The 20,687-nt window shown below is 67.7% G+C and carries 20 protein-coding genes and 2 riboswitches; of the genes, 14 read left to right on the plus strand and 6 right to left on the minus strand.

The window, feature by feature from the left end; all coding sequences use genetic code 11:
* Positions 1 to 129: 129 nt before the first annotated feature.
* The 4 genes from gatC to UC32_RS09295 all read left to right on the plus strand — a co-directional run bounded on the left by gatC (position 130) and on the right by UC32_RS09295 (position 4,282).
* A complete protein-coding gene (gene gatC / locus UC32_RS09280; protein ID WP_015936562.1) occupies positions 130 to 426 on the plus strand; it encodes an Asp-tRNA(Asn)/Glu-tRNA(Gln) amidotransferase subunit GatC in 297 nt (98 codons plus the stop codon).
* A 3-nt stretch (positions 427 to 429) separates the two neighbouring features.
* Complete coding sequence (gene gatA, locus UC32_RS09285; RefSeq protein ID WP_045730942.1) at positions 430 to 2,004, plus strand: Asp-tRNA(Asn)/Glu-tRNA(Gln) amidotransferase subunit GatA; 1,575 nt, start codon at positions 430 to 432, stop codon at positions 2,002 to 2,004.
* The gene (gene gatB, locus UC32_RS09290) at positions 2,004 to 3,512 is read left to right on the plus strand and encodes an Asp-tRNA(Asn)/Glu-tRNA(Gln) amidotransferase subunit GatB (RefSeq protein WP_045730943.1); all 1,509 of its coding nucleotides are present in this window, start codon (positions 2,004 to 2,006) and stop codon (positions 3,510 to 3,512) included. The genes gatA and gatB overlap by 1 nt, the downstream gene beginning before the upstream one ends.
* A gap of 194 nt (positions 3,513 to 3,706) precedes the next feature.
* The gene (locus tag UC32_RS09295; protein WP_045730944.1) at positions 3,707 to 4,282 is read left to right on the plus strand and encodes a DUF5666 domain-containing protein; all 576 of its coding nucleotides are present in this window, start codon (positions 3,707 to 3,709) and stop codon (positions 4,280 to 4,282) included.
* Between the two features lie 18 nt (positions 4,283 to 4,300).
* On the opposite strand, the gene UC32_RS09300 is transcribed toward UC32_RS09295, so the two are convergent.
* On the minus strand, positions 4,301 to 5,212 hold the full coding sequence (locus tag UC32_RS09300) for a LysR family transcriptional regulator (RefSeq protein ID WP_045730945.1): 912 nt from the start codon (positions 5,210 to 5,212) through the stop codon (positions 4,301 to 4,303).
* Between the two features lie 132 nt (positions 5,213 to 5,344).
* On the opposite strand from UC32_RS09300, the gene tdh reads away from it, so the two are divergent.
* From tdh to UC32_RS09325, 5 genes are all read left to right on the plus strand, one after another.
* A complete protein-coding gene (gene tdh, locus UC32_RS09305; RefSeq protein ID WP_045730946.1) occupies positions 5,345 to 6,391 on the plus strand; it encodes an L-threonine 3-dehydrogenase in 1,047 nt (348 codons plus the stop codon).
* An 8-nt stretch (positions 6,392 to 6,399) separates the two neighbouring features.
* Positions 6,400 to 7,596 (plus strand): glycine C-acetyltransferase, encoded by a 1,197-nt coding sequence (locus UC32_RS09310; protein ID WP_045730947.1) that lies wholly within the window; start codon positions 6,400 to 6,402, stop codon positions 7,594 to 7,596.
* A 54-nt stretch (positions 7,597 to 7,650) separates the two neighbouring features.
* Entirely contained in the window at positions 7,651 to 8,760 is a 1,110-nt protein-coding gene (locus UC32_RS09315) for an NAD(P)/FAD-dependent oxidoreductase (RefSeq protein WP_045730948.1), read from the plus strand.
* Positions 8,761 to 8,771: 11 nt separating this feature from the next.
* Positions 8,772 to 9,983 carry an amidohydrolase family protein gene (locus UC32_RS09320; RefSeq protein WP_045730949.1) on the plus strand — a complete coding sequence of 404 codons (1,212 nt, stop codon included), beginning with the start codon at positions 8,772 to 8,774 and terminating at the stop codon, positions 9,981 to 9,983.
* A gap of 105 nt (positions 9,984 to 10,088) precedes the next feature.
* Positions 10,089 to 10,877 (plus strand): DeoR/GlpR family DNA-binding transcription regulator, encoded by a 789-nt coding sequence (locus UC32_RS09325; RefSeq protein WP_045730950.1) that lies wholly within the window; start codon positions 10,089 to 10,091, stop codon positions 10,875 to 10,877.
* Positions 10,878 to 10,945: 68 nt separating this feature from the next.
* Here UC32_RS09325 and UC32_RS20555 read toward each other — a convergent pair whose 3' ends face one another.
* Positions 10,946 to 12,184: an FAD-dependent oxidoreductase gene (locus UC32_RS20555; RefSeq protein ID WP_045730951.1), complete on the minus strand. Its 1,239-nt coding sequence runs from the start codon at positions 12,182 to 12,184 to the stop codon at positions 10,946 to 10,948.
* Positions 12,185 to 12,273: 89 nt separating this feature from the next.
* Here UC32_RS20555 and UC32_RS09335 point away from each other — a divergent pair, with 89 nt between their 5' ends.
* Positions 12,274 to 13,056: a CPBP family intramembrane glutamic endopeptidase gene (locus UC32_RS09335; RefSeq protein WP_045730952.1), complete on the plus strand. Its 783-nt coding sequence runs from the start codon at positions 12,274 to 12,276 to the stop codon at positions 13,054 to 13,056.
* Positions 13,057 to 13,192: 136 nt separating this feature from the next.
* On the opposite strand, the gene UC32_RS09340 is transcribed toward UC32_RS09335, so the two are convergent.
* Positions 13,193 to 13,831 carry a VOC family protein gene (locus UC32_RS09340; protein ID WP_015936572.1) on the minus strand — a complete coding sequence of 213 codons (639 nt, stop codon included), beginning with the start codon at positions 13,829 to 13,831 and terminating at the stop codon, positions 13,193 to 13,195.
* A gap of 162 nt (positions 13,832 to 13,993) precedes the next feature.
* Positions 13,994 to 14,109: riboswitch (SAM riboswitch) on the plus strand.
* Between the two features lie 43 nt (positions 14,110 to 14,152).
* Between UC32_RS09340 and UC32_RS09345 the strand changes: the two genes are divergently transcribed.
* Both UC32_RS09345 and metX read left to right on the plus strand, forming a co-directional pair.
* Positions 14,153 to 15,475, plus strand: coding sequence for a bifunctional o-acetylhomoserine/o-acetylserine sulfhydrylase (locus tag UC32_RS09345; protein WP_045730953.1), 1,323 nt, complete (start codon positions 14,153 to 14,155; stop codon positions 15,473 to 15,475).
* Positions 15,476 to 15,619: 144 nt separating this feature from the next.
* Positions 15,620 to 15,734, plus strand: a riboswitch (SAM riboswitch).
* Positions 15,735 to 15,746: 12 nt separating this feature from the next.
* Entirely contained in the window at positions 15,747 to 16,862 is a 1,116-nt protein-coding gene (metX, locus tag UC32_RS09350; protein WP_045730954.1) for a homoserine O-acetyltransferase MetX, read from the plus strand.
* Positions 16,863 to 17,005: 143 nt separating this feature from the next.
* Here metX and UC32_RS09355 read toward each other — a convergent pair whose 3' ends face one another.
* Together UC32_RS09355 and UC32_RS09360 are read right to left on the minus strand one after the other, a co-directional pair.
* Positions 17,006 to 17,620, minus strand: coding sequence for a hypothetical protein (locus UC32_RS09355; protein ID WP_045730955.1), 615 nt, complete (start codon positions 17,618 to 17,620; stop codon positions 17,006 to 17,008).
* 110 nt (positions 17,621 to 17,730) lie between these two features.
* The gene (locus UC32_RS09360) at positions 17,731 to 18,600 is read right to left on the minus strand and encodes an SGNH/GDSL hydrolase family protein (RefSeq protein WP_045730956.1); all 870 of its coding nucleotides are present in this window, start codon (positions 18,598 to 18,600) and stop codon (positions 17,731 to 17,733) included.
* 78 nt (positions 18,601 to 18,678) lie between these two features.
* Between UC32_RS09360 and UC32_RS09365 the strand changes: the two genes are divergently transcribed.
* Complete coding sequence (locus UC32_RS09365) at positions 18,679 to 19,329, plus strand: alpha/beta hydrolase (protein ID WP_045730957.1); 651 nt, start codon at positions 18,679 to 18,681, stop codon at positions 19,327 to 19,329.
* A 77-nt stretch (positions 19,330 to 19,406) separates the two neighbouring features.
* Here the strand turns inward: UC32_RS09365 and UC32_RS09370 are convergent, their stop codons facing one another.
* On the minus strand, positions 19,407 to 19,637 hold the full coding sequence (locus UC32_RS09370) for an RNA-binding S4 domain-containing protein (RefSeq protein WP_045730958.1): 231 nt from the start codon (positions 19,635 to 19,637) through the stop codon (positions 19,407 to 19,409).
* Positions 19,638 to 19,669: 32 nt separating this feature from the next.
* Between UC32_RS09370 and UC32_RS09375 the strand changes: the two genes are divergently transcribed.
* The gene (locus UC32_RS09375; RefSeq protein WP_045730959.1) at positions 19,670 to 20,671 is read left to right on the plus strand and encodes a DMT family transporter; all 1,002 of its coding nucleotides are present in this window, start codon (positions 19,670 to 19,672) and stop codon (positions 20,669 to 20,671) included.
* The last annotated feature ends 16 nt before the right edge of the window (positions 20,672 to 20,687 follow it).

The raw sequence follows: 20,687 nt of genomic DNA on the forward strand, positions 1-20,687 counted from the left end.
GGCCCTCCGGGGCCGGCCAACGGCAGCGAAAGGTGCCCGTCTGACGCCCGCTGGGGGCCGTCAGACGGGCATCTGTGTTTCCCCACTAGAATGGATCGGAAACCAATCCGAACTTTGCAGGGGAGATCCATGGCTGCGATCAACCGTGACGATGTTGCGCACCTCGCGCGGCTCGCTCACATCGAGATGAGTGCCCAAGAGCTGGACAGGATGGCCGGAGAACTCGCCGTCATCGTTGATTCGGTCAAGTCCGTCAGCGAAGCCGCCGGAGACGACGTCCCGGCCACCTCGCACCCCATTCCGCTGACGAACGTCTTCCGCGAGGACGTAGTGGGGCACACGTTCAGCGCCGAGCAGGCACTGTCCGGAGCTCCGGACTCGGACGACAACCGTTTCAAGGTCCCGGCAATCCTGGATGAGGCATAAACCATGAGTGAACAGAACACCACTGCCGAAGGCCTGATCCGCCTGTCCGCAGCAGATCTTGCCGAGAAGCTCCGCGCCGGCGAGGTCACCGCCGTCGAGGTTACCCAGGCCCACCTGGACCGTATCGCTGCCGTGGACGGCGGCGAACGGGGCGTGAACGCGTACCTGCACGTTAACGCGGAGGAAGCGCTCGCCGTCGCTGCCGAGGTGGACGCCATCCGCGCCGCCGGTGGAGCTGAAGCCGAGGCCCTGCACTACCTGGCCGGCGTTCCCATCGCCGTTAAAGACCTGATCGTCACGGTCGGCCAACCCACCACTGCCGGTTCAAAGATCCTTGAGGGCTGGCACAGCCCCTATGACGCCACCGTCGTGGAGCGCCTGCGCGCCGCGAGGATGCCCATCCTGGGCAAGACCAACCTCGACGAGTTCGCCATGGGGTCCTCCACCGAGCACTCAGCCTACGGACCCACCCGCAACCCCTGGGACCTGGACCGGATCCCCGGCGGGTCGGGCGGCGGTTCCGCGGCCGCCGTTGCCGCGTTCGAAGCTCCGCTCGCCCTGGGCACGGACACCGGCGGCTCCATCCGCCAGCCCGGCGCCGTCACCGGCACGGTGGGCGTGAAGCCCACGTACGGCAGCGTCTCCCGCTACGGCGCCATCGCCATGGCGTCCTCGCTGGACCAGATCGGCCCCGTGACCCGCACCGTCCTGGACTCCGCCCTGCTGCACCAGGTCATCGGCGGCCACGATCCCCGCGACTCCACCTCGCTGCCCGAGCCCCTGGCGGACCTCGTGGCCGCCGCAAAGACCGGCAACGTCGAAGGCCTGCGGATCGGCATCATCAAGGAACTGCACGGCGAGGGTTACCAGGCCGGCGTCGAAAACCGCTTCAACGAATCCCTTCAGCTGCTCAAGGAAGCCGGCGCGGAAATCGTCGAGGTCTCCTGCCCCAACTTCCAGTACGCCCTGGGCGCCTACTACCTGATCATGCCGTCGGAGGCCTCCTCCAACCTGGCCAAGTTCGACGGCGTCCGGTACGGCCTGCGCGTCCTCCCCGAAGAGGGCCCCATGACCATCGAACGCGTCATGGGTGCCACCCGCGCCGCAGGCTTCGGCGACGAGGTCAAGCGCCGCATCATCCTGGGCACCTACGCCCTGTCCGCCGGCTACTACGACGCCTACTACGGTTCGGCCCAGAAGGTCCGCACCCTGGTCCAGCGCGATTTCGAGGCCGCGTTCGCCAAGGCAGACGTCCTCATCTCGCCCACGGCCCCCACCACGGCCTTCCGCCTTGGCGAAAAACTGGACGATCCCCTGGCCATGTACCTCAACGACGTCGCCACCATCCCGGCCAACCTGGCCGGCGTTCCCGGACTGTCCCTGCCGGGCGGCCTCGCGGACGAGGACGGACTGCCCGTAGGCATCCAGCTGCTGGCCCCGGCCCGCGAAGACGCCCGTCTCTACCGGGTGGGTGCCGTGCTGGAATCGCTGCTTGAAGCCAAGTGGGGCGGCCCGCTCCTGGCCCAGGCCCCCGACCTCGCCGCTGCGCAGGCCCTTGAAGCCCAGGAGGCAAAATAATGAGCACCGACACCATCCTGAGCTTCGAAGAGGCCATGGAGAAGTACGATCCCGTCCTGGGGTTTGAGGTCCACGTGGAGCTCAACACCAAGACCAAGATGTTCTCCTCGGCACCCAACGTCTTCGGTGACGAGCCGAACACCAACGTCAACGAGGTGGATCTGGGGATGCCCGGCGTCCTGCCGGTGGTCAACAAGACGGCCATCGAATCGTCCATCAAGATTGGCCTCGCGCTGAACTGCAAGATCGCCGAATACTGCCGCTTCTCCCGGAAGCAGTACTTCTACCCGGACACCCCCAAGAACTTCCAGACCTCGCAGTACGACGAACCCATCGCGTACGACGGCTACCTGGACGTGGAACTTGAGGACGGCACCGTCTTCCGGGTGGAAATTGAACGCGCCCACATGGAGGAGGACGCCGGCAAGCTGACCCACATGGGCGGTGCCACCGGCCGGATCCAGGGTGCCGATTTCTCCCTGGTGGACTACAACCGTGCCGGCGTGCCGCTGGTGGAGATCGTCACCAAGCCGATCGAGGGCGCCGGCTCCCGCGCACCGGAGCTGGCCAAGGCCTACGTTGCGGCCGTCCGCGAGATCGTGAAGAACCTCGGCGTGTCCGACGCAAAGATGGAACGCGGCAACGTCCGCTGCGACGCCAACGTCTCGCTCCGCCCGCACGGCCGCGAGCGCTTCGGCATCCGGTCCGAAACCAAGAACGTCAACTCGCTGCGCGCCGTCGAACACGCCGTCCGCTACGAGATCCAGCGCCACGCTGCCGTCCTGGACTCCGGTGAGCCCGTGATCCAGGAAACCCGGCACTGGCACGAGGACACCCGCACCACCACCTCCGGCCGCGCCAAGTCCGACGCCGACGACTACCGCTACTTCCCTGAGCCGGACCTGGTTCCTGTAGTCGCATCCCGCGAATGGGTGGAGGAACTCCGCGCCACCCTGCCCGAGCCGCCGGCCGAGCGCCGTAAGCGACTCAAGGCCGACTGGGGCTACTCGGACCTGGAATTCCGCGACGTCGTGAACGCCGGTGTCCTGGACGAGATCGAGGAGACCATCGCCGCCGGCGCCACGGCTTCCGTGGCCCGCAAGTGGTGGATGGGCGAGATCGTGGGCCGCGCCAAGGCGGCCGACGTCGATCCCGGCCAGCTCGGCGTCCAGCCCGCCACCATCGTGGAACTGAGCAAGATGGTGGAAGCGGGCAAGATCAACAACAAGATGGCTTCCCAGGTCCTCGACGGCGTGCTCGCCGGCGAAGGCACCCCGGAGGAGATCGTCGAGAAGCGCGGCCTCGCCGTCGTGTCCGACGACGGGGCCCTCCTGGAGGCCATCGACGCCGCCCTTGCAGCGCAGCCCGATGTCGCGGAGAAGATCCGCGGCGGCAAGGTGCAGGCCATCGGTGCGATCGTCGGCGGCGTTATGAAGGCCACCCGTGGCCAGGCCGACGCCGGCCGCGTCCGGGAGCTCATCCTGGAGAAGCTCGGCGTCACCGCCTGACACCCCCACCCAACTGGGTCGCAGTTAATGTCGTTTTGAGCCTTCAGAACGACATCTACTGCGACCCGGTTGGGCTTTAAGGACCTTCTCGGGGACCGCCGGAGAATGCCCATACCCACAGTCACCCAGTAGTCCTACACTGGAGCGGTCGGGGCACTGGCGTCCCGACCCGCAGGCGGAAGGACGTGGCGGCGATGGCAGCGCAATACCCGGGAACACGGAAAGCCCTGATCGTGGGTGCAGTGGCCCTGTCGCTGAGCGGGGCCGGTGCAGCGCTGGCCTGGTCCGCAGACCCGCCCTCAGCCACTCCATCGCCAACCCCGTCAGCCTCACCGTCAACGCCGGGCCAGGACGGCAGGCAGGCCAAACCCGACAAATCCCAACGCGCCCAGTTCCAGCACGGCGAGAGCATCGTGAAAAAGGCGGACGGAACCTTTCAGACGGTCATTGAGCAGCGGGGCACCGTGGAGGCCGTCAGCGGCACGTCCGTCACCGTCAGGAGCGAGGACGGCTTTACCCAGGCTTACACAATCAATGCGGACACCAGGGTCGCCAAAAACGGCACCATCGCGGACATCGCTGTCGGCGACGTGGTCCGGATCTCCGGGATCAAGGACGGCGGCCAGGTTACTGCCCAGCGGATCACCGAGGGCGGCGGCGACCGTCCGGGTCCAGGCCTGGGCCGCGGCCACGGACACGGCGGAAACGGCAACGGACACGGCAGGGGGCACGGCCAGGGCCAGGGAGCCCCATCTGGCTCGGGCGCCTGATCCGCGCCGCTGCGCCTGTCAGCCCTGCTTCACCAGGCCCGCCATGATGTCCTGCAGCGCCTCGCAGACCGTCATCACCGACCGCCGCTTCAGGTTTTCCGGGCGCGCCAGCAGGTCGATCCGCCTGCGGGTGCTGATTCCCTTCAGCGGACGCAGCACGATGTCCGGGTGCAGGACGGGGCCGGCGGTGTACCGGGGGAGCAGGCCAATCACGCCGCCGGCGGCCACCAGCGCCGCGACGGTGGAGTAGTCATTGATGCGGTGCACGATGTTCGGTTCCTGGCTGGAGACGGCCGCGACGGCGGACAGGACGTCGGCGGGGGAGTACCCGGAGTGGCTGGTCACCCAGGCCTCGCCGCCGACGTCGTCCGCTGTGACCGCGGCCTTGTCAGCAAGGGGATGCGCGGCCGGCAGGGCCACATCCAGGGGTTCGTGCAGCAGCGGCACCACCGTCACGCGTTCGGTGGGCCAGCCAGGGCTGTGGTCCATCCGATGTGCCAGGACGAGGTCGTACCGGGCGGTCAGTGCCAGAAAATCCTGCTGCGCCACGTCCTCGTCGGACAGTTCGAGCTGGGGCTGCCCCGGGCCTTCCAGGACCCGCGCGAGCGTGGCGAACACGGCCTGGCCGGCGCTGTGGAAGCCGCTGACGGTGACGCGGCCGCCGCTCGAACCGTGGTAGCTGCCGATCGCCGCCCGGGCGTCGGCCATGGCACTGACGACGGCGGCCCCGGCATCCGCGAGCACCTGGCCTGCGTCCGTCAGCACCAGGTTCCGCCCCTCCTTGCGCGTGAGTGGAACATCCACGGAACGCTGCAGGAGCGCCAATTGCTGGGAGACTGCGGACGGGGTGACCATGAGGGTATCGGCCACGGCCTTGACGCTGCCCAGGGCTCCGAGCTCGCGGAGGATTTCAAGCTGGTGGATCTCCATCCGATCAGTCTACGCATTAGTAATTGCTACATCGTCGATTGAGAAGATTCTCATTGTGCTAAAGCGTTGGCAGGGCTGTAATGGGGACAGGCAGGATCCTGCCGAGCACGTGACGAAGAAGCGAGGAAGCCGATGAAGGCTCTGTACAAGGCGGGCCCGCAGGCCGGCTTCGAGCTGGTTGACCGCCCCGAACCCGAAGCCGGGCCGGCCGATGTGAAGATCCGGGTGATGACCACGGGGATCTGCGGGACCGATCTACACATCCAGTCCTGGGACGCCTGGGCACAGGGCATGATCGAAGCCCCGCTCATTGCCGGGCACGAGTTCTATGGCGAAGTGGTGGAGGTGGGCGCCGACGTCCGCGACGTCAGGGTAGGGGACAGAGTCTCCGGCGAGGGCCACATCGTCTGCGGGATCTGCCGCAACTGCCGCGCCGGCCGCCGCCAGATGTGCATCCACACCGTCAGCGTCGGCGTGCAGCGTGACGGAGCCTTTGCCGAGTATGTCGTCATACCCGAGACCAACGTCTGGGTCCACCACGATCCTTCGGTCACCCCCGAACTCGGTGCGATCTTCGATCCCTTCGGCAACGCCGTGCACACCGCGCTCAGCTTCCCGCTGGTGGGCGAGGACGTCCTCATCACCGGAGCCGGGCCCATCGGACTCATGGCCATCGCCGTCGCCCGCCACGCCGGGGCCCGCAAGATCGCCATCACCGATGTCTCCAAGCCGCGCCTAGAACTGGCTGCCAAGCTAGGTGCGGACCTCACCATCGACGTTTCCGCCACCCGCGTCCGGGATGCCCAGCGCGAACTGGGAATGCGCGAAGGGTTCGACATCGGCATGGAAATGTCCGGCCACCCTTCCGCCCTCCCGGAAATGATCGACAACATGAACCACGGCGGCCGGATCGCCATGCTGGGCCTGCCCAGCCAGGACATCACCATCGACTGGGGCAAGGTGGTCACCCACATGCTGACGCTCAAGGGCATCTACGGCCGGGAGATGTACGAAACCTGGTACGCCATGAGCGCCATGCTGTCCTCCAACCCCGTCCTGCACGCCGGCATCTCCGCCGTGGTCACGGACACCCTCCCTGCCACAGACTGGGAGAAGGGCTTCGAAATCGCCCGCAGCGGCAGCGGCGGCAAAGTTGTCCTCGACTGGACCCGATTCTAAGGAAACCCATGTATACCTCCCTCAAGGACCAGCTCCGCGACGAACTGGAAGAGATCCGCACGGCAGGGCTTTTCAAGAACGAGCGCAGCATCAGCTCGCCCCAGTCCAGCCACATCACCGCAGGCAGGATCGGCGGCCCCGGCGCGGACGTCCTGAATTTCTGCGCCAACAACTACCTCGGCCTGGCGGACCACCCGGACATCATCGGCGCCGCCAAGCACGCCATGGATGAACGCGGCTTCGGCATGGCCAGCGTGCGCTTCATCTGCGGCACCCAGGACCTGCACCTGGAGCTTGAATCCCGCGTCTCGCGGTTCCTGGGCACCGAGGACACCATCCTGTTCTCCAGCTGCTTCGATGCCAACGGCGGGGTGTTCGAATCCCTCTTCGGCCCCGAGGACGCCATCATTTCCGATGCCCTGAACCACGCGTCGATCATCGACGGCATCCGGCTCTGCAAGGCGCAGCGGTACCGCTACGCCAACCAGGACATGGCGGACCTCGAGGCCAAGCTGGCGGAAGCGAAGGACGCCCGCCGCCGCATCATCGTCACCGACGGCGTGTTCTCCATGGACGGATTCCTCGCCCCGCTGGAAGCCATCTGCGACCTCGCCGAAAAGTACGGCGCGCTGGTGATGGTGGACGATTCGCACGCCGTGGGCTTCATGGGTGGCACCGGCGCCGGAACGCCCGAGCACGCCGGAGTCTCCCACCGGGTGGACATCTACACCGGGACTTTCGGCAAGGCGCTGGGCGGCGCGTCCGGCGGCTACGTGTCAGGCCGTTCCGAAATCGTGGCCATGCTCCGGCAGAAGGCCCGCCCCTACCTGTTCTCCAACTCCCTTGCCCCGGCCATCGTCGCCGCCACCATCAAGGCACTGGACCTGGTGGAAAACTCGGCGGACCTCCGGAGCAGGCTCTTCGAGAATGCTGCCCTCTTCCGCCGCCGGATGACCGAGGAAGGATTCGACCTCCTTCCGGGCGAGCACGCCATTGTCCCGGTCATGTTCGGCGACGCCGTCCTGGCCGCCAAGATGGCCGACCGGATGCTCCAGCACGGCGTCTTCGTCACCGCGTTCAGCTTCCCCGTGGTGCCGCGCGGCGCCGCGCGGATCAGGGTCCAGCTCTCGGCCGCACATTCAGCGGAGGACGTCGAAACGTGCGTCCGCGCGTTCGTCGCCAGCCGCGCGGAAACAGCCGGCTAAGGGCGCCTGCATCTACCGGCTACCGGACGGCGATATCTCTGCAAGGATGATGGCATGGCAGCTCATTACGATGTCCTGATCGTCGGCGGCGGCATCGCCGGCCTGTCCCTCGCTTCGGCGTTGGCAGGAAAGTGCAATGTGGCCCTGGTGGAGGCGGAGCAGGAATTGGCGTACCACACGTCCTCCCGCTCCGCCCGCCAGCTCATCCCCAGTTATGGCCCACCGGTGGTGCAGGAGCTGACCGCCCGGACCCTGGAGCTGATGGCCGCCCGCGACGCCGAACTGCCCGAGCCGGTCCTGACACCGCGCAGCTTCATGCTCATCGGCACTGAGGAGCAGGTGCAGGCGGAGGCCAGCGGCTCCATGCGGCCCATCACCCATGCCGAAGCGCTGCAGCTGTGCCCGGCACTGGTCCCCGAATCCTTTGCCGCGGCCGGGCTGGATGACGGATCCTTTGGCAGCAACGCACCGCTGCTGCTGGAGGACCACCGACGGCGGGCCGTGGAGGCCGGCGCGGACATCATTACCGGAGCCAGGGTGCATTCCGCCCAGCAACTCGGCTCAGGCTGGCAGGTAGGTGCCGGTGCCGAGGGTTTCGAAGCCAGGGTGCTGGTGAACGCGGCGGGAGCCTGGGCCGACGAACTCGCCGTTATCAGCGGCGTGGAGAAGCTCGGCCTCCAGCCGTACCGGCGCACCGCGGCGATTGCCGCCGTCGAGCGCCCCCTTCCGGAGGGCAGCCCCATGGTGGCGGCAGCGGACAATTCCTTCTACTTCCGGCGCGAAGGCGACGACGTACTCATCTCCCCGTCGGAACACGTGCCCAGCGGGCCGGAGGACGCCCGGCCCCGGCCGGGCGACGTGGAGCGGCTGGTGGAGCGGCTGAACGCGGTGACCACCCTGGGTATCACCGGCGTCCGCAAGGCCTGGACGGGGCTCCGTACCGAGGCGGCCGACGGCGTCCCGGTAGCAGGATTCGACGCAGAGGCACCCGGCTTCTACTGGCTGGCGGGGCAGGGCGGCTACGGCTTCCAGACCTCGGCCGCCATTGCCGAACTGGCCGCGGGCCAGATCCTGGGCGGTACGCCGGGTGGTCGGGCAGGCGCAAGTCCGGAATCCCGGACAGCGCAGGCGCTCGCGGCCACGCGCTGGTCCATCCGGCGTTGAAGAATGAGAGCATGAGCCTCCTAATCACCAACATCGCCGAGCTGATGACCCAGGACCTGGAGCGCCGGGTCCTGAAGGATGCCGCGGTGGTGATCGAGGGCGAACGCATTGCCTGGATTGGACCGGCGTTGAGCGCTCCAGCCGCTGACGACGCCGTCGACGCCGGGCGGCGCGCCCTGCTGCCCGGCTGGGTGGACTCCCATACGCACCTGCTGTTCGCAGGGGACCGGACGGCAGAGTTCGAGGCGCGGATGGCCGGGGAATCGTATTCGGCCGGCGGGATTGCGGTAACCGTGGACGCCACCCGGGACACCTCCGATTTCGATCTCACCCGGCTGGCCCTGGGCAGGGTGGCCGAGGCCGTATCCCAGGGCACCACGTACCTGGAAACCAAGACCGGCTACGGCCTCGACGTGGAGCAGGAGGCCCGCAGCGCCCGGATTGCCTCCACTGCCGCGGACCAGGCCACCTACCTCGGCGCCCACCTGGTACCTGCCGGCCAGGACGCCGACGAGTACACCGACCTGGTGTGCGGGCCGATGCTCTCGGCGGTCCGGCCGTATGTGCAGTGGGCGGACGTCTTCTGCGAAAAGGGCGCCTTTACCGAGGACCAGTCCCGCCGCGTGCTGCAGGCCTGCAGGGAAGCCGGGCTGGGCCTCCGGGTTCACGGCAACCAGCTCGGCGAAGGGCCGGGCGTCCGGTTGGCAGTTGAACTGGGTGCCGCGAGCGTGGACCACGTCAACTACCTCGCGGGCGCCGACGTCGAGGCCCTTGCCGGAACCTGGTCCGGCTGGGACCTGGCTTCCGGGACGGGGGTGCGCGGGACTGTGGCCACCTGCCTGCCGGCGTGCGACCTGTCCACCCGCCAGCCGCTGGCCCCCGCCCGCGCCCTCCTGGACGCCGGCGTCCAGGTGGCCCTTGCCTCCAACTGCAATCCTGGAACGTCCTACACCAGTTCCATGGCCTACTGCGTGGCCACCGCGGTGCTGCAGATGAAGCTCAGCGTGCACGAGGCCGTCCGTGCGGCCACTTATGGCGGCGCGCTGGCGCTGCACAAGGATCGCGGCACCGATGCCGACGGCCAGCGTGCCGTGGGTTCCATCGCCGTCGGACACCGGGCCGACCTGCACCTGCTGAACGCCCCCTCTGCCACCCATCTCGCATACCGCCCGGGCATGCCGTTGACGTACGCTGTGTGGCGGGCAGGGGTTCGGGAGCGGTAACCAGCTCACCCGCTTGCTGCATTTTGACGTTAGATGATCTTTTCTGGTCTGTTATGATCATAAAACGTCATCCGGAGTGGTGGCCGTTGTACTGAGAGGCCCCGCATGACCCGCACCGACCGCCTTACCGCCATCCTCGACTTGCTTGCCAGGACCGGCCAGGTGGAAGTGGATGAGATCGTCACTACGCTCGGAGTTTCGCCCGCCACTGCACGCCGGGACCTGGACAGCCTTGCCAAACGGCGGCTCCTGACCCGCACCCGCGGAGGCGCCACCACCGGTGCCCTTGCCTACGACCTGCCCGGCCGCTACAACCGGGACGACCACGCCGAGGCGAAGGAGCAGATTGCCCGTGCGGCGTCGGCCCTGATCCGGCCCGGAGCTGTCATAGGACTCTGCGGCGGCACCACCAGCACGGCGTTGGCCCAGATCCTGGCCACCCGCGAGGACCTGAATGCCCCGTCCAACCAGTCAACGTTGACCGTTGTCACCAATGCCATCAACATTGCCGGGCAGCTGGCGGTGCGGCCCAACATCAAGGTGATGGTGACCGGCGGCATCCTCAATCCGAGATCCTACGAGCTGGTGGGTCCGTACACGGACATCATCATGCAGAAGGTGGTCCTGGACATCGCCTTCATTGGCGTGAACGGCATCGACCCCGAGGTTGGCCCCACCAACACCGGGGAGGGCGAGGCCTCGGTGAATGCTCTGCTGGCCAGCCGGGCCCGGGTGTCCTACGTCATTGCCGACTCCTCCAAAGTGGGGGTGCGGGCCTTCGCCACGATGGACGGCTACGACTTCACCCGCCTGATTACGGACTCCGGCATCTCGCCGCGGGACAAGGCCGCCTTCGAAGCCAACGGCACCGAGGTCATCGTCGCGGAGGCGTAGCAGGGGTGCGCCGTTGCCGTGATCGGCTGCCTGCGGACCGGTTTTCGGGCCTGACGGGTTGCCGGCAGTCACACCTGCCACTGCCGCTGCCCGTAGCGCCGGGCACCCAGTGCTCCGGCCGCGCCAAGCAGTGGGCGCGCCAGAAGCTGCAGGGGACGGTGCCGCAGCGTGTTGATGATCCGGACGGGTCCCAGCGACTCCCGGATGGCCGAGCGCGCCCGGGGGACGATGGTGCGCTGGTAGGCCGCGAGCTCAGCTGAGAGGGGCCGGCCGCCGAGATGCCGGCGTAGGGCTGCTGCGAGGTCCGCGGCGTCGCAGATGGCGGTTGACGCGCCCCGGCCGCCGGTGGGCGGCATAGCGTGGACGGCGTCACCCAGCGCCGTCACCCGCCCGGGTGTCCATCCGGCCAACGGGCCCGAAGGATCGGCCGCCCGGAACCGGAACGCTTCGGTGAGGGCCGGGTCTGATGCTGCCACGTGCTGTTCCAGCCAGGGGGACCACCGTCCCAGAAGGCCCAGGGCCTGCTGGATGAATACCTCGGGTGGAGCATTCCTGGTGTCCGCCAGCCGGTCACTGCGGGCGATGGTTCCCCAAATGAGGGCGGGCCCGGACGGCACGGTGGCGGTGTGCGCACTGCTGACAGGCCGTGAGGGCGGTCCGTACAGCGAAAGGAAGACCCCGGTGCCGTCCGGCCCAAAAGCGAGTGCGGGCCCTGCGCCGAGATACGTGGGTGCGCCCGGTGACCCAAACCGGGACCCCAGCGGAGACCACCCGGCGATGCCGGTCAGCCCCAGGTCCCTGGCGGGTGGCTGGCCCGGCAGGGAAGCGACGACGGCCGAACCGGCACCGTCCGCTCCAACGACGAGGTCCCCTTCAATGACGCTGCCGTCGGCAACGGTGACCGCCGCGCCGTTCCCGTCTTCGGCCACGGTCCGGACCGTGGCGCCGAAGCGGACCAAGTGATGGAGGTCGCGGGCAAGGAGGACCCGAAGGACCTGGCGCTGCGCGAGGATCCGGTCCGTGCCCTCGGCTTCGGGGGCGACGGCGATGGGCCGCAGGCGCTGGTCGGCGACCGTGAACTGCCGGAACGCCTGTTCAGTGTCCGAAACCGATCGCAGTTCCTCTACGAGCGCTGTGGGAAGTATCCTCCCGAGAGCCCCGCAGGCCTCGTGATTGATGCTGATGCGGTAACCGGCTGTTGCCGCCGCATGGGCATCCTGCTCGAGCAGGACAACGTCGGCTTGCCCGCGCAGGGCATGTGCCAGCGTGAGGCCTCCGATGCCGGCACCGCAAATGATGATCCTCACAGCAGATGGTATCCATAGCGGAAGGCTTCCTGCCGTTTCGTCTGTGGCGCCATCAGCCCCGGCCCAGGAACTGCAGGCAAGATAGGAGCATGCTGGTTCCCTCCCGCCGCCGCCTGGCGTTCGAAGTCTGGATTGTCCTGGGCCTGTCCCTGGGCCAGTCTGCCGTGTATTCGGTAGTGCAGCTCCTGGACAAGATGACCCGGGCACCGCTGGCCGAGGGAACCTCTACGCTCAACCGGTCCCAGAGCACCCGCGAATACTTCGACCTGACCTATCAGCTCCTGGATATCATCTTTGCCCTCGTCCCGGTCCTGCTGGTGCTGTACTTCCTCTCGGGTCCCCGGCAGGCGGCCGCCGGGGAGCTGGGCGCGGGGTCCGGATCAGCCTTCAGGAAACTGGGCCTCAATTTTGCCCGTCCCGGCAAGGACCTGCTGCAGGGGGTGGGGCTGGCAGCGCTGATCGGCATCCCGTCATTGGGCCTTTACGCTGCCGGGCGGGCACTGGGAATCACCACCGCCATCATCCCCAGCGCCTTGGACGCGTATTGGTGGACCGTACCGGTGCTGGTCCTGTCCGCCATCCGGCATGGCATCGTGGAGGAAGTCATCGTGGTGGGCTACCTCATGAACCGCTTCGGCAAGTTCGGGTGGAGCGTGCCGCTGTCGATTGCCGTCAGTGCGGTCCTGCGCGGCAGCTACCACCTGTACCAGGGGTTCGGTCCCTTCATCGGGAACGTGGTGATGGGTATTGTCTTCGCCTGGATCTACACGCGGACCAGGCGCGTCATGCCGCTGGTCATCGCGCACGCCCTGCTGGACATCGTGGCGTTCGTTGGCTTCAGCCTCTTCGGCAAGGCTGTCGGCCTGGGGTAGGGCGGCCCTGGCCGGGAAATGGATTCGGCCGCCATGGGGTGGTGACGCCGTTGTCACCACCCCATGGCGGCCGAAGCTGGTGCGGGCAGGCGCCCGCGGTTGTGGTCCGGCATGGAACCGGACCACAGGTGGAGGGTCAGAGGGTGACGGCTCCGTTAGCGGTTTCGAACGTGACGGACAGGATGCCGGGGGTGCCGTGCGGGGCCACCCACTCGACAGCCACGTCTTCCAGCGGCTTCTCCACCGGCTCGCCCAGCCATTCGGTGACCCGCGAAGCGGAACCGGCGATGGTCAGGCAGCTCATCTTGAGGCTGCTGTCATAGGCGTTGGACGGGTGCAGCGACGGGTCGCCTTCCCACTTGAGCATGTACGGAACCTGGGGGTCCGCGATGAGTCCCAGGATGCCGATCTGCTTCCACACAAGCTCGCGGCCGTCCGGGAACTTGCGGTTGCCGTTGACGGCCGAGCGTCCGAGCCGCTCCTCGAAGGGGGCGAGGTCGTCAACTTCGACGCACCAGCCCATCCATCCGCCGCCGGCCGCGGAACGGGCACGAACGGCCTGTCCGAAGGGGGCCTTGTCCGAGGCGGGGTGGTCCAGGACCTCCACCACTTCGAGGTACTTATGGCCCGCGAGCGGGATGATCATATTCCGGGTTCCGAACCGGGGATGTACCCCGCCTTTGACTGCCTCAACGCCGAGGGCAGATGCAATTCGTTCGGTAGTGGCCGCGAGGCCATCGTGTTCACAGGCGTAAGAGACGTGATCCATGCGCATGCCAACATCTTGGCACTTTGTGATCGGGCTCTCAGCTTAGGCTTGCCTTACTCGAAATTTCCATTTTCTTGGGGATCAGTTTTCTGCCCTGCCGGCAGCCGCGGAGACCATGTTCGTCACAATCCTGTCCGCCGCCGCCAACGTGTTCCTACACTGGGCGCAGGTCATGAGTGCCAGCGCCAAGCCCCGGCTTGCTGGCCGGCAACCCTCCATCCGCGGTGGGGTGCCCCGGGTGAGGACCTGGTTGCCCGGCAACGGCCGGGCGGCAAGCGCGGCCCGTGGTGCTCACAGCATGCCGGGCCCACGTCAAAGGAGCCTTGAATGTCCAACGGTTGGTCCTTCGAAACCCGCCAGATCCACGCCGGCCAGGAGCCCGACGGCGCCACCGGCGCACGGGCCCTGCCCATCTACCAGACCACCTCGTTTGTGTTCCCCAGCGCCGAAAGCGCGGCCAACCGGTTCGCGCTGGCGGAACTGGCCCCCATTTACACCCGCATCGGCAACCCCACCCAAGAGGCCGTGGAGCAGCGCATCGCCAGCCTCGAAGGGGGACTCGGTGCACTGCTGCTCAGCTCCGGCCAGGCCGCTGAAACCTTCGCCATCCTGAACATCGCAGAGGCGGGCGACCACATAGTGGCCAGTCCCAGCCTGTACGGCGGTACCTACAACCTGTTCGCCCACACACTGAAGAAGTTCGGCATTACCGTGACGTTTGTAGCGGACCCGGACAACCTGGACCAGTGGCGGGACGCCGTGCAGCCCAACACCAAGCTGTTCTTCGGTGAGGTGGTCTCCAACCCGCGCCAGGACGTCCTGGACATCGAGGGTATTTCCGCGGTGGCGCACCAGGCCGGCGTGCCACTGATCGTGGACAACACACTGTCCACGCCCTACCTGGTCCGGCCGCTGGAGTGGGGCGCGGACATTGTGGTCCACTCGGCCACCAAGTACCTGGGCGGACACGGAGCGGCGATCGCCGGCGTCATCGTGGACTCGGGCAAGTTCGACTTCAGCAAGGACCCGGAGCGGTACCCGGGCTTCAACACCCCGGACCCCACCTACAACGGCCTGGTCTACGGCAGGGACCTCGGGGAGAACGGTCTCCTCGGCGCAAACCTGTCCTATATCCTCAAGGCGCGCGTCCAGCTCCTGAGGGACCTGGGCTCGGCCGTCTCGCCGTTCAACGCCTTCCTGATCGCCCAGGGCCTGGAAACGCTGAGCCTGCGTGTGGAACGCCACGTGGCCAATGCCACCGAGGTGGCCCGCTGGCTGGAAGGCCGGGACGACGTCGAATCCGTTGCCTACGCAGGCCTGCCGTCAAGCCCCTGGTACGAGCGCGGCCGCAAGTACGGGCCGAAGGGGACAGGCGCCGTCGTCGCGTTCAACCTTGCCGGGGGAGCCGAGGCGGGTCAGCGGTTCGTTGATGCCCTGGAGCTGCACTCCCACGTCGCCAACATCGGCGACGTCCGTTCCCTGGTGATCCACCCTGCGTCCACCACCCACAGCCAGCTGACCCCGGAACAGCAGGCGGTTGCGGGCGTGACGCCCGGCCTGGTGAGGCTGTCCGTGGGCATCGAGCACATCGATGACATCCTGGCGGACCTTGAGGCGGGTTTCCGGGCCGCCAAGGGCGCGCTTCACTAGGCCGCAGACGTACGACGGCGGGAGGCCGGCCGGGCGGCCGGCCTCCTTGCAGCCGGGCTGCTGTTTGGGGGAAAGCGGAGCCGGTAAGTCATAACCAGTCATATGCTTGGCGATCAGCGGGGGGTGTTTCGTACACTCGAAACAGGTCATGAGTGCCAGTGACAGCCCCGGCTTGCTGGCCGGCAACCCTCCTTCCGCGGCGGGGTGCCCCGGGTGAAGACCTGGCCTGCCGGTAAACGACGGCGGGCAAGCGCGTAGAAGAGGTCTTGCCATGACGGTTACCGTCGCACGTACAACCGCACCCGAACACGGAATTGTCCGCCATGCCGCCATCGGGGGCCTGCAGCTCGAGGGCGGCGGATACCTGCCGGACGTCACCCTCGCCTACGAAACATGGGGGACGCTGAACGCCGATGGCAGCAACGCCATCCTGGTGGAGCACGCCCTGACCGGCAGCACGCACGTGACCCGCGGGGATACCGATGAGGAAGGCTGGTGGGAGCACCTGGCCGGGCCAGGCGCCCCCGTGGACACGGACCGCTTCTTCGTGGTCTCCATCAACATCGTGGGCGGCTGTTACGGCTCAACCGGGCCCTCCTCGCCGGGCCCGGATGGAAAGCCGTGGGGCTCCCGGTTCCCCCTGGTAACCCTCCGGGACAGCACAGAGGCCGAAGCCCGCCTGGCGGACCAGCTGGGCATCAGAAGCTGGTATGCGGTGCTGGGCGGTTCCATGGGCGGAGCCCGGGCGCTGGAATGGGCCGTGACGTTCCCCGAGCGCGTGCAGCGCTGCGCCGTCATCGCGGTGGGAGCCGCCAGCACGGCCGAACAGATCGCCTTCGCCCAGGCCCAGACCCTGGCCATCCGCCAGGACCCGAACTTCAACGAAGGCGACTACTACGGCGGTCCCTGCCCCGAGGACGGCCTGGCGCTCGCCCGCCGCATCGCCCACATTACCTACCGGTCTGCTGCCGAGCTGGAGCACCGCTTCGGCCGCGAAGCCCAGGCTTCGGAGTCGCCGCTGCAGGGCGGGGTCCTTGCCGGCCGCGGCCGCTACCAGGTGGAGAGCTACCTGGACCACCAGGGCAGCAAGCTCGTCCGGCGCTTCGACGCCAACAGCTACATCGCCCTCACCGAGACACTCATGAGCCACGACGTCTGCCGTGGCCGCGGAAGCCTGGCCGACACCCTCGCCCGGACCAGCGCCCGGTTCTTCGTGGCAGCCGTGGAATCGGACCGGCTCTACTTTCCGTCCCAGTCCCACGAGCTGGCCCAGGCGCTGCCCGGCGACGTTGGCGTCCACCTCATCCAGGCGCCCATCGGCCACGACGGCTTCCTTACCGAAATCGGTCAGCTGGGAGCCCAGCTCCGCTCGGATTTCCTGGCCTAGCAGCGCACCCGGCTCATAAATAAGAGGCCTGTCCGCGGATCCGAACCCTCAAGGGCCGGGCTGAGCGAACAAGCCTCTGATTTTTGATCCCCCGGGACGTGACAACACTGGGGGGAAAGGGGAAGGGAACCCGCGGCCCTGGACTAGCCGTTCATGATTTCGCTGCGGCGGGCCATGTAATCCTCCATGGACATTTCGCCGTTGCTGTACTTCTGGTCCAGTTCCGCGAGCTTCCGCGCACGGAATCCCTGCGGGGCCGACGGCGGCGGGGGAGTGGCGGGCGCGGCCGGCTGTTCAGGTGCGGGGTACCCGGGCTGCTGCTGGCCGGACTGGGGCTGGTTGTAGGGAGACTGGCTGAACTGCTGCTCCCCATACGGCGGCTGACCGAAAGGCTGCCCGCCCTGGGCCTGGCCGAAGGGCTGCCCGCCCTGGCCGGGGACTGGCGGCTGGCCGTACTGGTAGGGGCCCGGCTGGGGGACGTTCGGCGCCTGCTGGCCGATCTGCCGGTATCCGCCGGAGAAGTAGTCCTGCTGGGTGTACCCGTCGCGCGGCTGCCTGCTCTGCGGCCCGGCTGAACCGGGGAACTGGCCACCCGGGTCCTGGCTCCCGGGGTATTGGCCGGCACCGGGGAACTGGTCCGGGTAGCGGCCCTGGAAGCTCTGGTCGTAGTTCCGCTTGGCCACCGACTTCCGGTACATGCGCATGGCCATCGGGATCACGAATGACAGGATGATGATCCAGAAAAACAGGTTACTCACGGTGCTGCGCCTCTCGAGTGGGTCTTTCCAGCTTAACGGTCACGGACCGGATGCCGTTCCGTCGCCCACCGGCAAGCTGTCGCAGGGCAGGGCAGAGCGGGCAGGCCTTGCTAGCGCCGCCCCGCGTCGGCCGTCCCCAGCGGACCTTCCCCCGAGCCCAGGGGGACGCCCGGCCCAAAGGCGGGGCCTGGCGTCGGGCGCTTGGCCGTGATACCGTCACCCGAGGACTGGTGGCGCAGGCGGCGCAGAACCCACGGCACAAAGTACTCGCGGGCCCAGACGAGGTCGCCCGAGCGGGCCTCCCGCCAGGTGCTCGGCGGCAGCGGCTTGGGGTGGCGGGGTTCGAGCGTGTGCTTCACGTTCAGGGACTCGAGCACCATGGCTGCGATGGTGTGGTGGCCCAGCGGGGAGAAGTGCAGGCGGTCCTGGTCCCACATCTGGGGATCGCTGAGCTGCCGCAGGGACCACATGTCCGCGATGACGGCGTCATGCCGCGCCGCTACGGTCCGCAGGTTCTCGTTGTAGATGGCCACCTTGCTGCGGATCCGCCCCAGCACGGAGGAACCGGTGTCAGGCCCGTTGAACAGGACCACGGTGGCTCCGCCCATGGACAGGATCTGCACCACGGAATCCAGCTTTTCGGCCAGGGCATCGGGGTCTCCGCCGGGGCGGATCAGGTCATTGCCGCCGGCGGACAGCGTCACCAGGTCGGGCTTGAGCGCCAGCGCCGGAGCGAGCTGCTGATCAACGATCTGCTGGAGCAGCCTGCCGCGGACTGCCAGGTTGGCGTAGGCGAAGTCGGGCAGTGTCCGGCCCAGTTCTTCGGCCACGCGGTCGGCCCAGCCGCGGTAGCCGCCGGGGCTTGAGGGTTCGGGGTCGCCGATGCCCTCGGTAAAGGAGTCGCCCATGGCCACGTACCGGGTCCAGGGGTGGGATCCGGTGTCCGTGATGGGGCCTTGGAGGGAGCTTGCGTCAGTCACGCGTCCTATCCTGCCTTCCGCCTCGCTGCCTACGCGAACGTAGGTTGTTACTTTCGGGTAACTGTAAGAATGGAAACCATGACTGAAGCCGAAGTATTTCCTGCCCCCGTCGTCCTGTGGTCACACCCTGAAGGGGAGCGGGACGGCAAACCCCTGCTGGTGCTCCTGCACGGGTACGGCGCCAACGAGCAGGACCTGCTGAGCCTCGCGGACCTTCTCCCCGGCGGGTTCGCCGTCGCCTCCGTCCGGGCCCCGATTGCCATGGGCCCGGGCTTTACGTGGTTCCCGCTGACGGCCTCGATCGATTATTCGCTGGACCGGGTCAAGGAGGCCTCGGCGTACGTCCTGGACTGGATCGACACCATCAAGGCAGGGCACCCCTCGGTGTCCCTGCTCGGCTTCTCCATGGGCATGGCCATGGCCACCACCCTCCTACGGCAGCGGCCCGCGGATTTCGCCGCCGTCGTCGGTCTTTCAGGGTTCGTGGTGGACGCCGGCGACGACCCCTCGTTCAAGGACGCCGAACTGGACGGCACCGTACCCATGTTCTGGGGCCGGGACCAGCAGGACCCGGTAATCACGGAGGACAAGATCGACTACACCATGGGCTGGGTGCGCAAGCACGTCAAGCTCACCAAGGTGCTCTATACGGGAATGTGGCACGGCATCAACCAGCAGGAGATCGGCCACGTGGGCGAATTCCTCACCCACGAGGTCCTGAAGAAATAGGGCGTACGACGGCGGGCGGCGGCCCGGGCGCCAAGTCCTGTCGCCGCGGATCGGGCGCAGCCGGGGTGCCGGGAGTGTCAGGCCTCCGGCGCGACCACCCGCACGGTCTGGCCGTTCACGGTGACGGTGTCGCCGTTGTGCAGCTGGCGGCCGCGGCGGTCGTCGATCTCGCCGTTGACCTTCACCAGCCCGTTCTTAATCAGCTCAGCGGCTTCCACGCCGTCCTCCACGAGGTTGGCGAGCTTCAGCAGCTGGCCCAGCCGGATCATGCTGTCGCGGATGGGGACGTCGTCAACGGGGATGCTCATAGAGCAATAATGCCTGACGTAAGGTGGATCCAATGACCTCCACCTCCCGCCTGCCCGTGCTCGCAGGCCTGCCGCTGGCGGTGGGCGCAGGCCTTGCCATTCCCGTCCAGGGCCGGATCAACGGGGCCCTGGGTGCCCGGCTGGACGACGGCATCAGCGCCGCGGTGGTGAGCTTCAGCACAGGACTGCTGGTCATGATCCTCATCTCACTGCTGCTGCCCCGCGGCCGGGCCGGCCTTGCCCGGATCATTCCCGCTGTCCGCAGCAGGGCGTTCCCGCCCGCCTACGTCCTGGCCGGCGGCATCGGTGCGTTGTTTGTGTTCGCGCAGACGTTCACCGTCGGCATCCTGGGCGTGGCGCTCTTCACCGTAGCCACCGTCACGGGGCAGACGGTCAGCGGCCTGCTGGTGGACCGGCTGGGCCTGGGCCCCGCCGGCAAGAAATCCGTCACCGGCATCCGCATTGTCGGCTGCATCCTCACCATCGCCGCTGTGGCCTGGGCCGTGTCCCCGCGCTTTGCCGCACCCGGCCCCGGAACGGAGTCCGGCGGCGGGGCTGCCGCGCTGCTGCTGCCCCTCCTGTTGCCCGTGGCGGCGGGCTTCCTCATGAGTTTCCAGCAGGCGATGAACGGCACCGCAACCGTTCACTACGGCACCCCGATCGCCGCCACGCTGGTCAACTTCATCGCCGGCTGCCTGGTCCTCTGGACCGTGCTGGGCATCAAGGTGCTGGTAGCGGGCCCCGGAAACCCGCTGCCGGGGGAGTGGTGGTACTACCTGGGCGGTCCCATGGGCTGTGTGTTCATCGGCCTGGGTGCCCTCCTGGTCCGAAGCCTCGGCGTCCTGGTCACCGGCCTGGGCATGATTGCCGGGCAGCTGCTGGGTTCACTGGCCCTGGACGTGCTCGTGCCGGCCCCGGGCAGCGTGGTGGCCCTTCCCACCGTCCTCGGCACCATCCTGACCCTGGCAGCCATCATCCTGGCAACACTGCCGTGGCCGCGGGGCGCGCTCCGCGGACGGCGGCCGGTAGGCTAGGAAACGCAGCTTTCAC

The sequence above is a fragment of the Pseudarthrobacter chlorophenolicus genome (genome assembly GCF_000962805.1).
GTDB lineage: Bacteria > Actinomycetota > Actinomycetes > Actinomycetales > Micrococcaceae > Arthrobacter > Arthrobacter chlorophenolicus_A.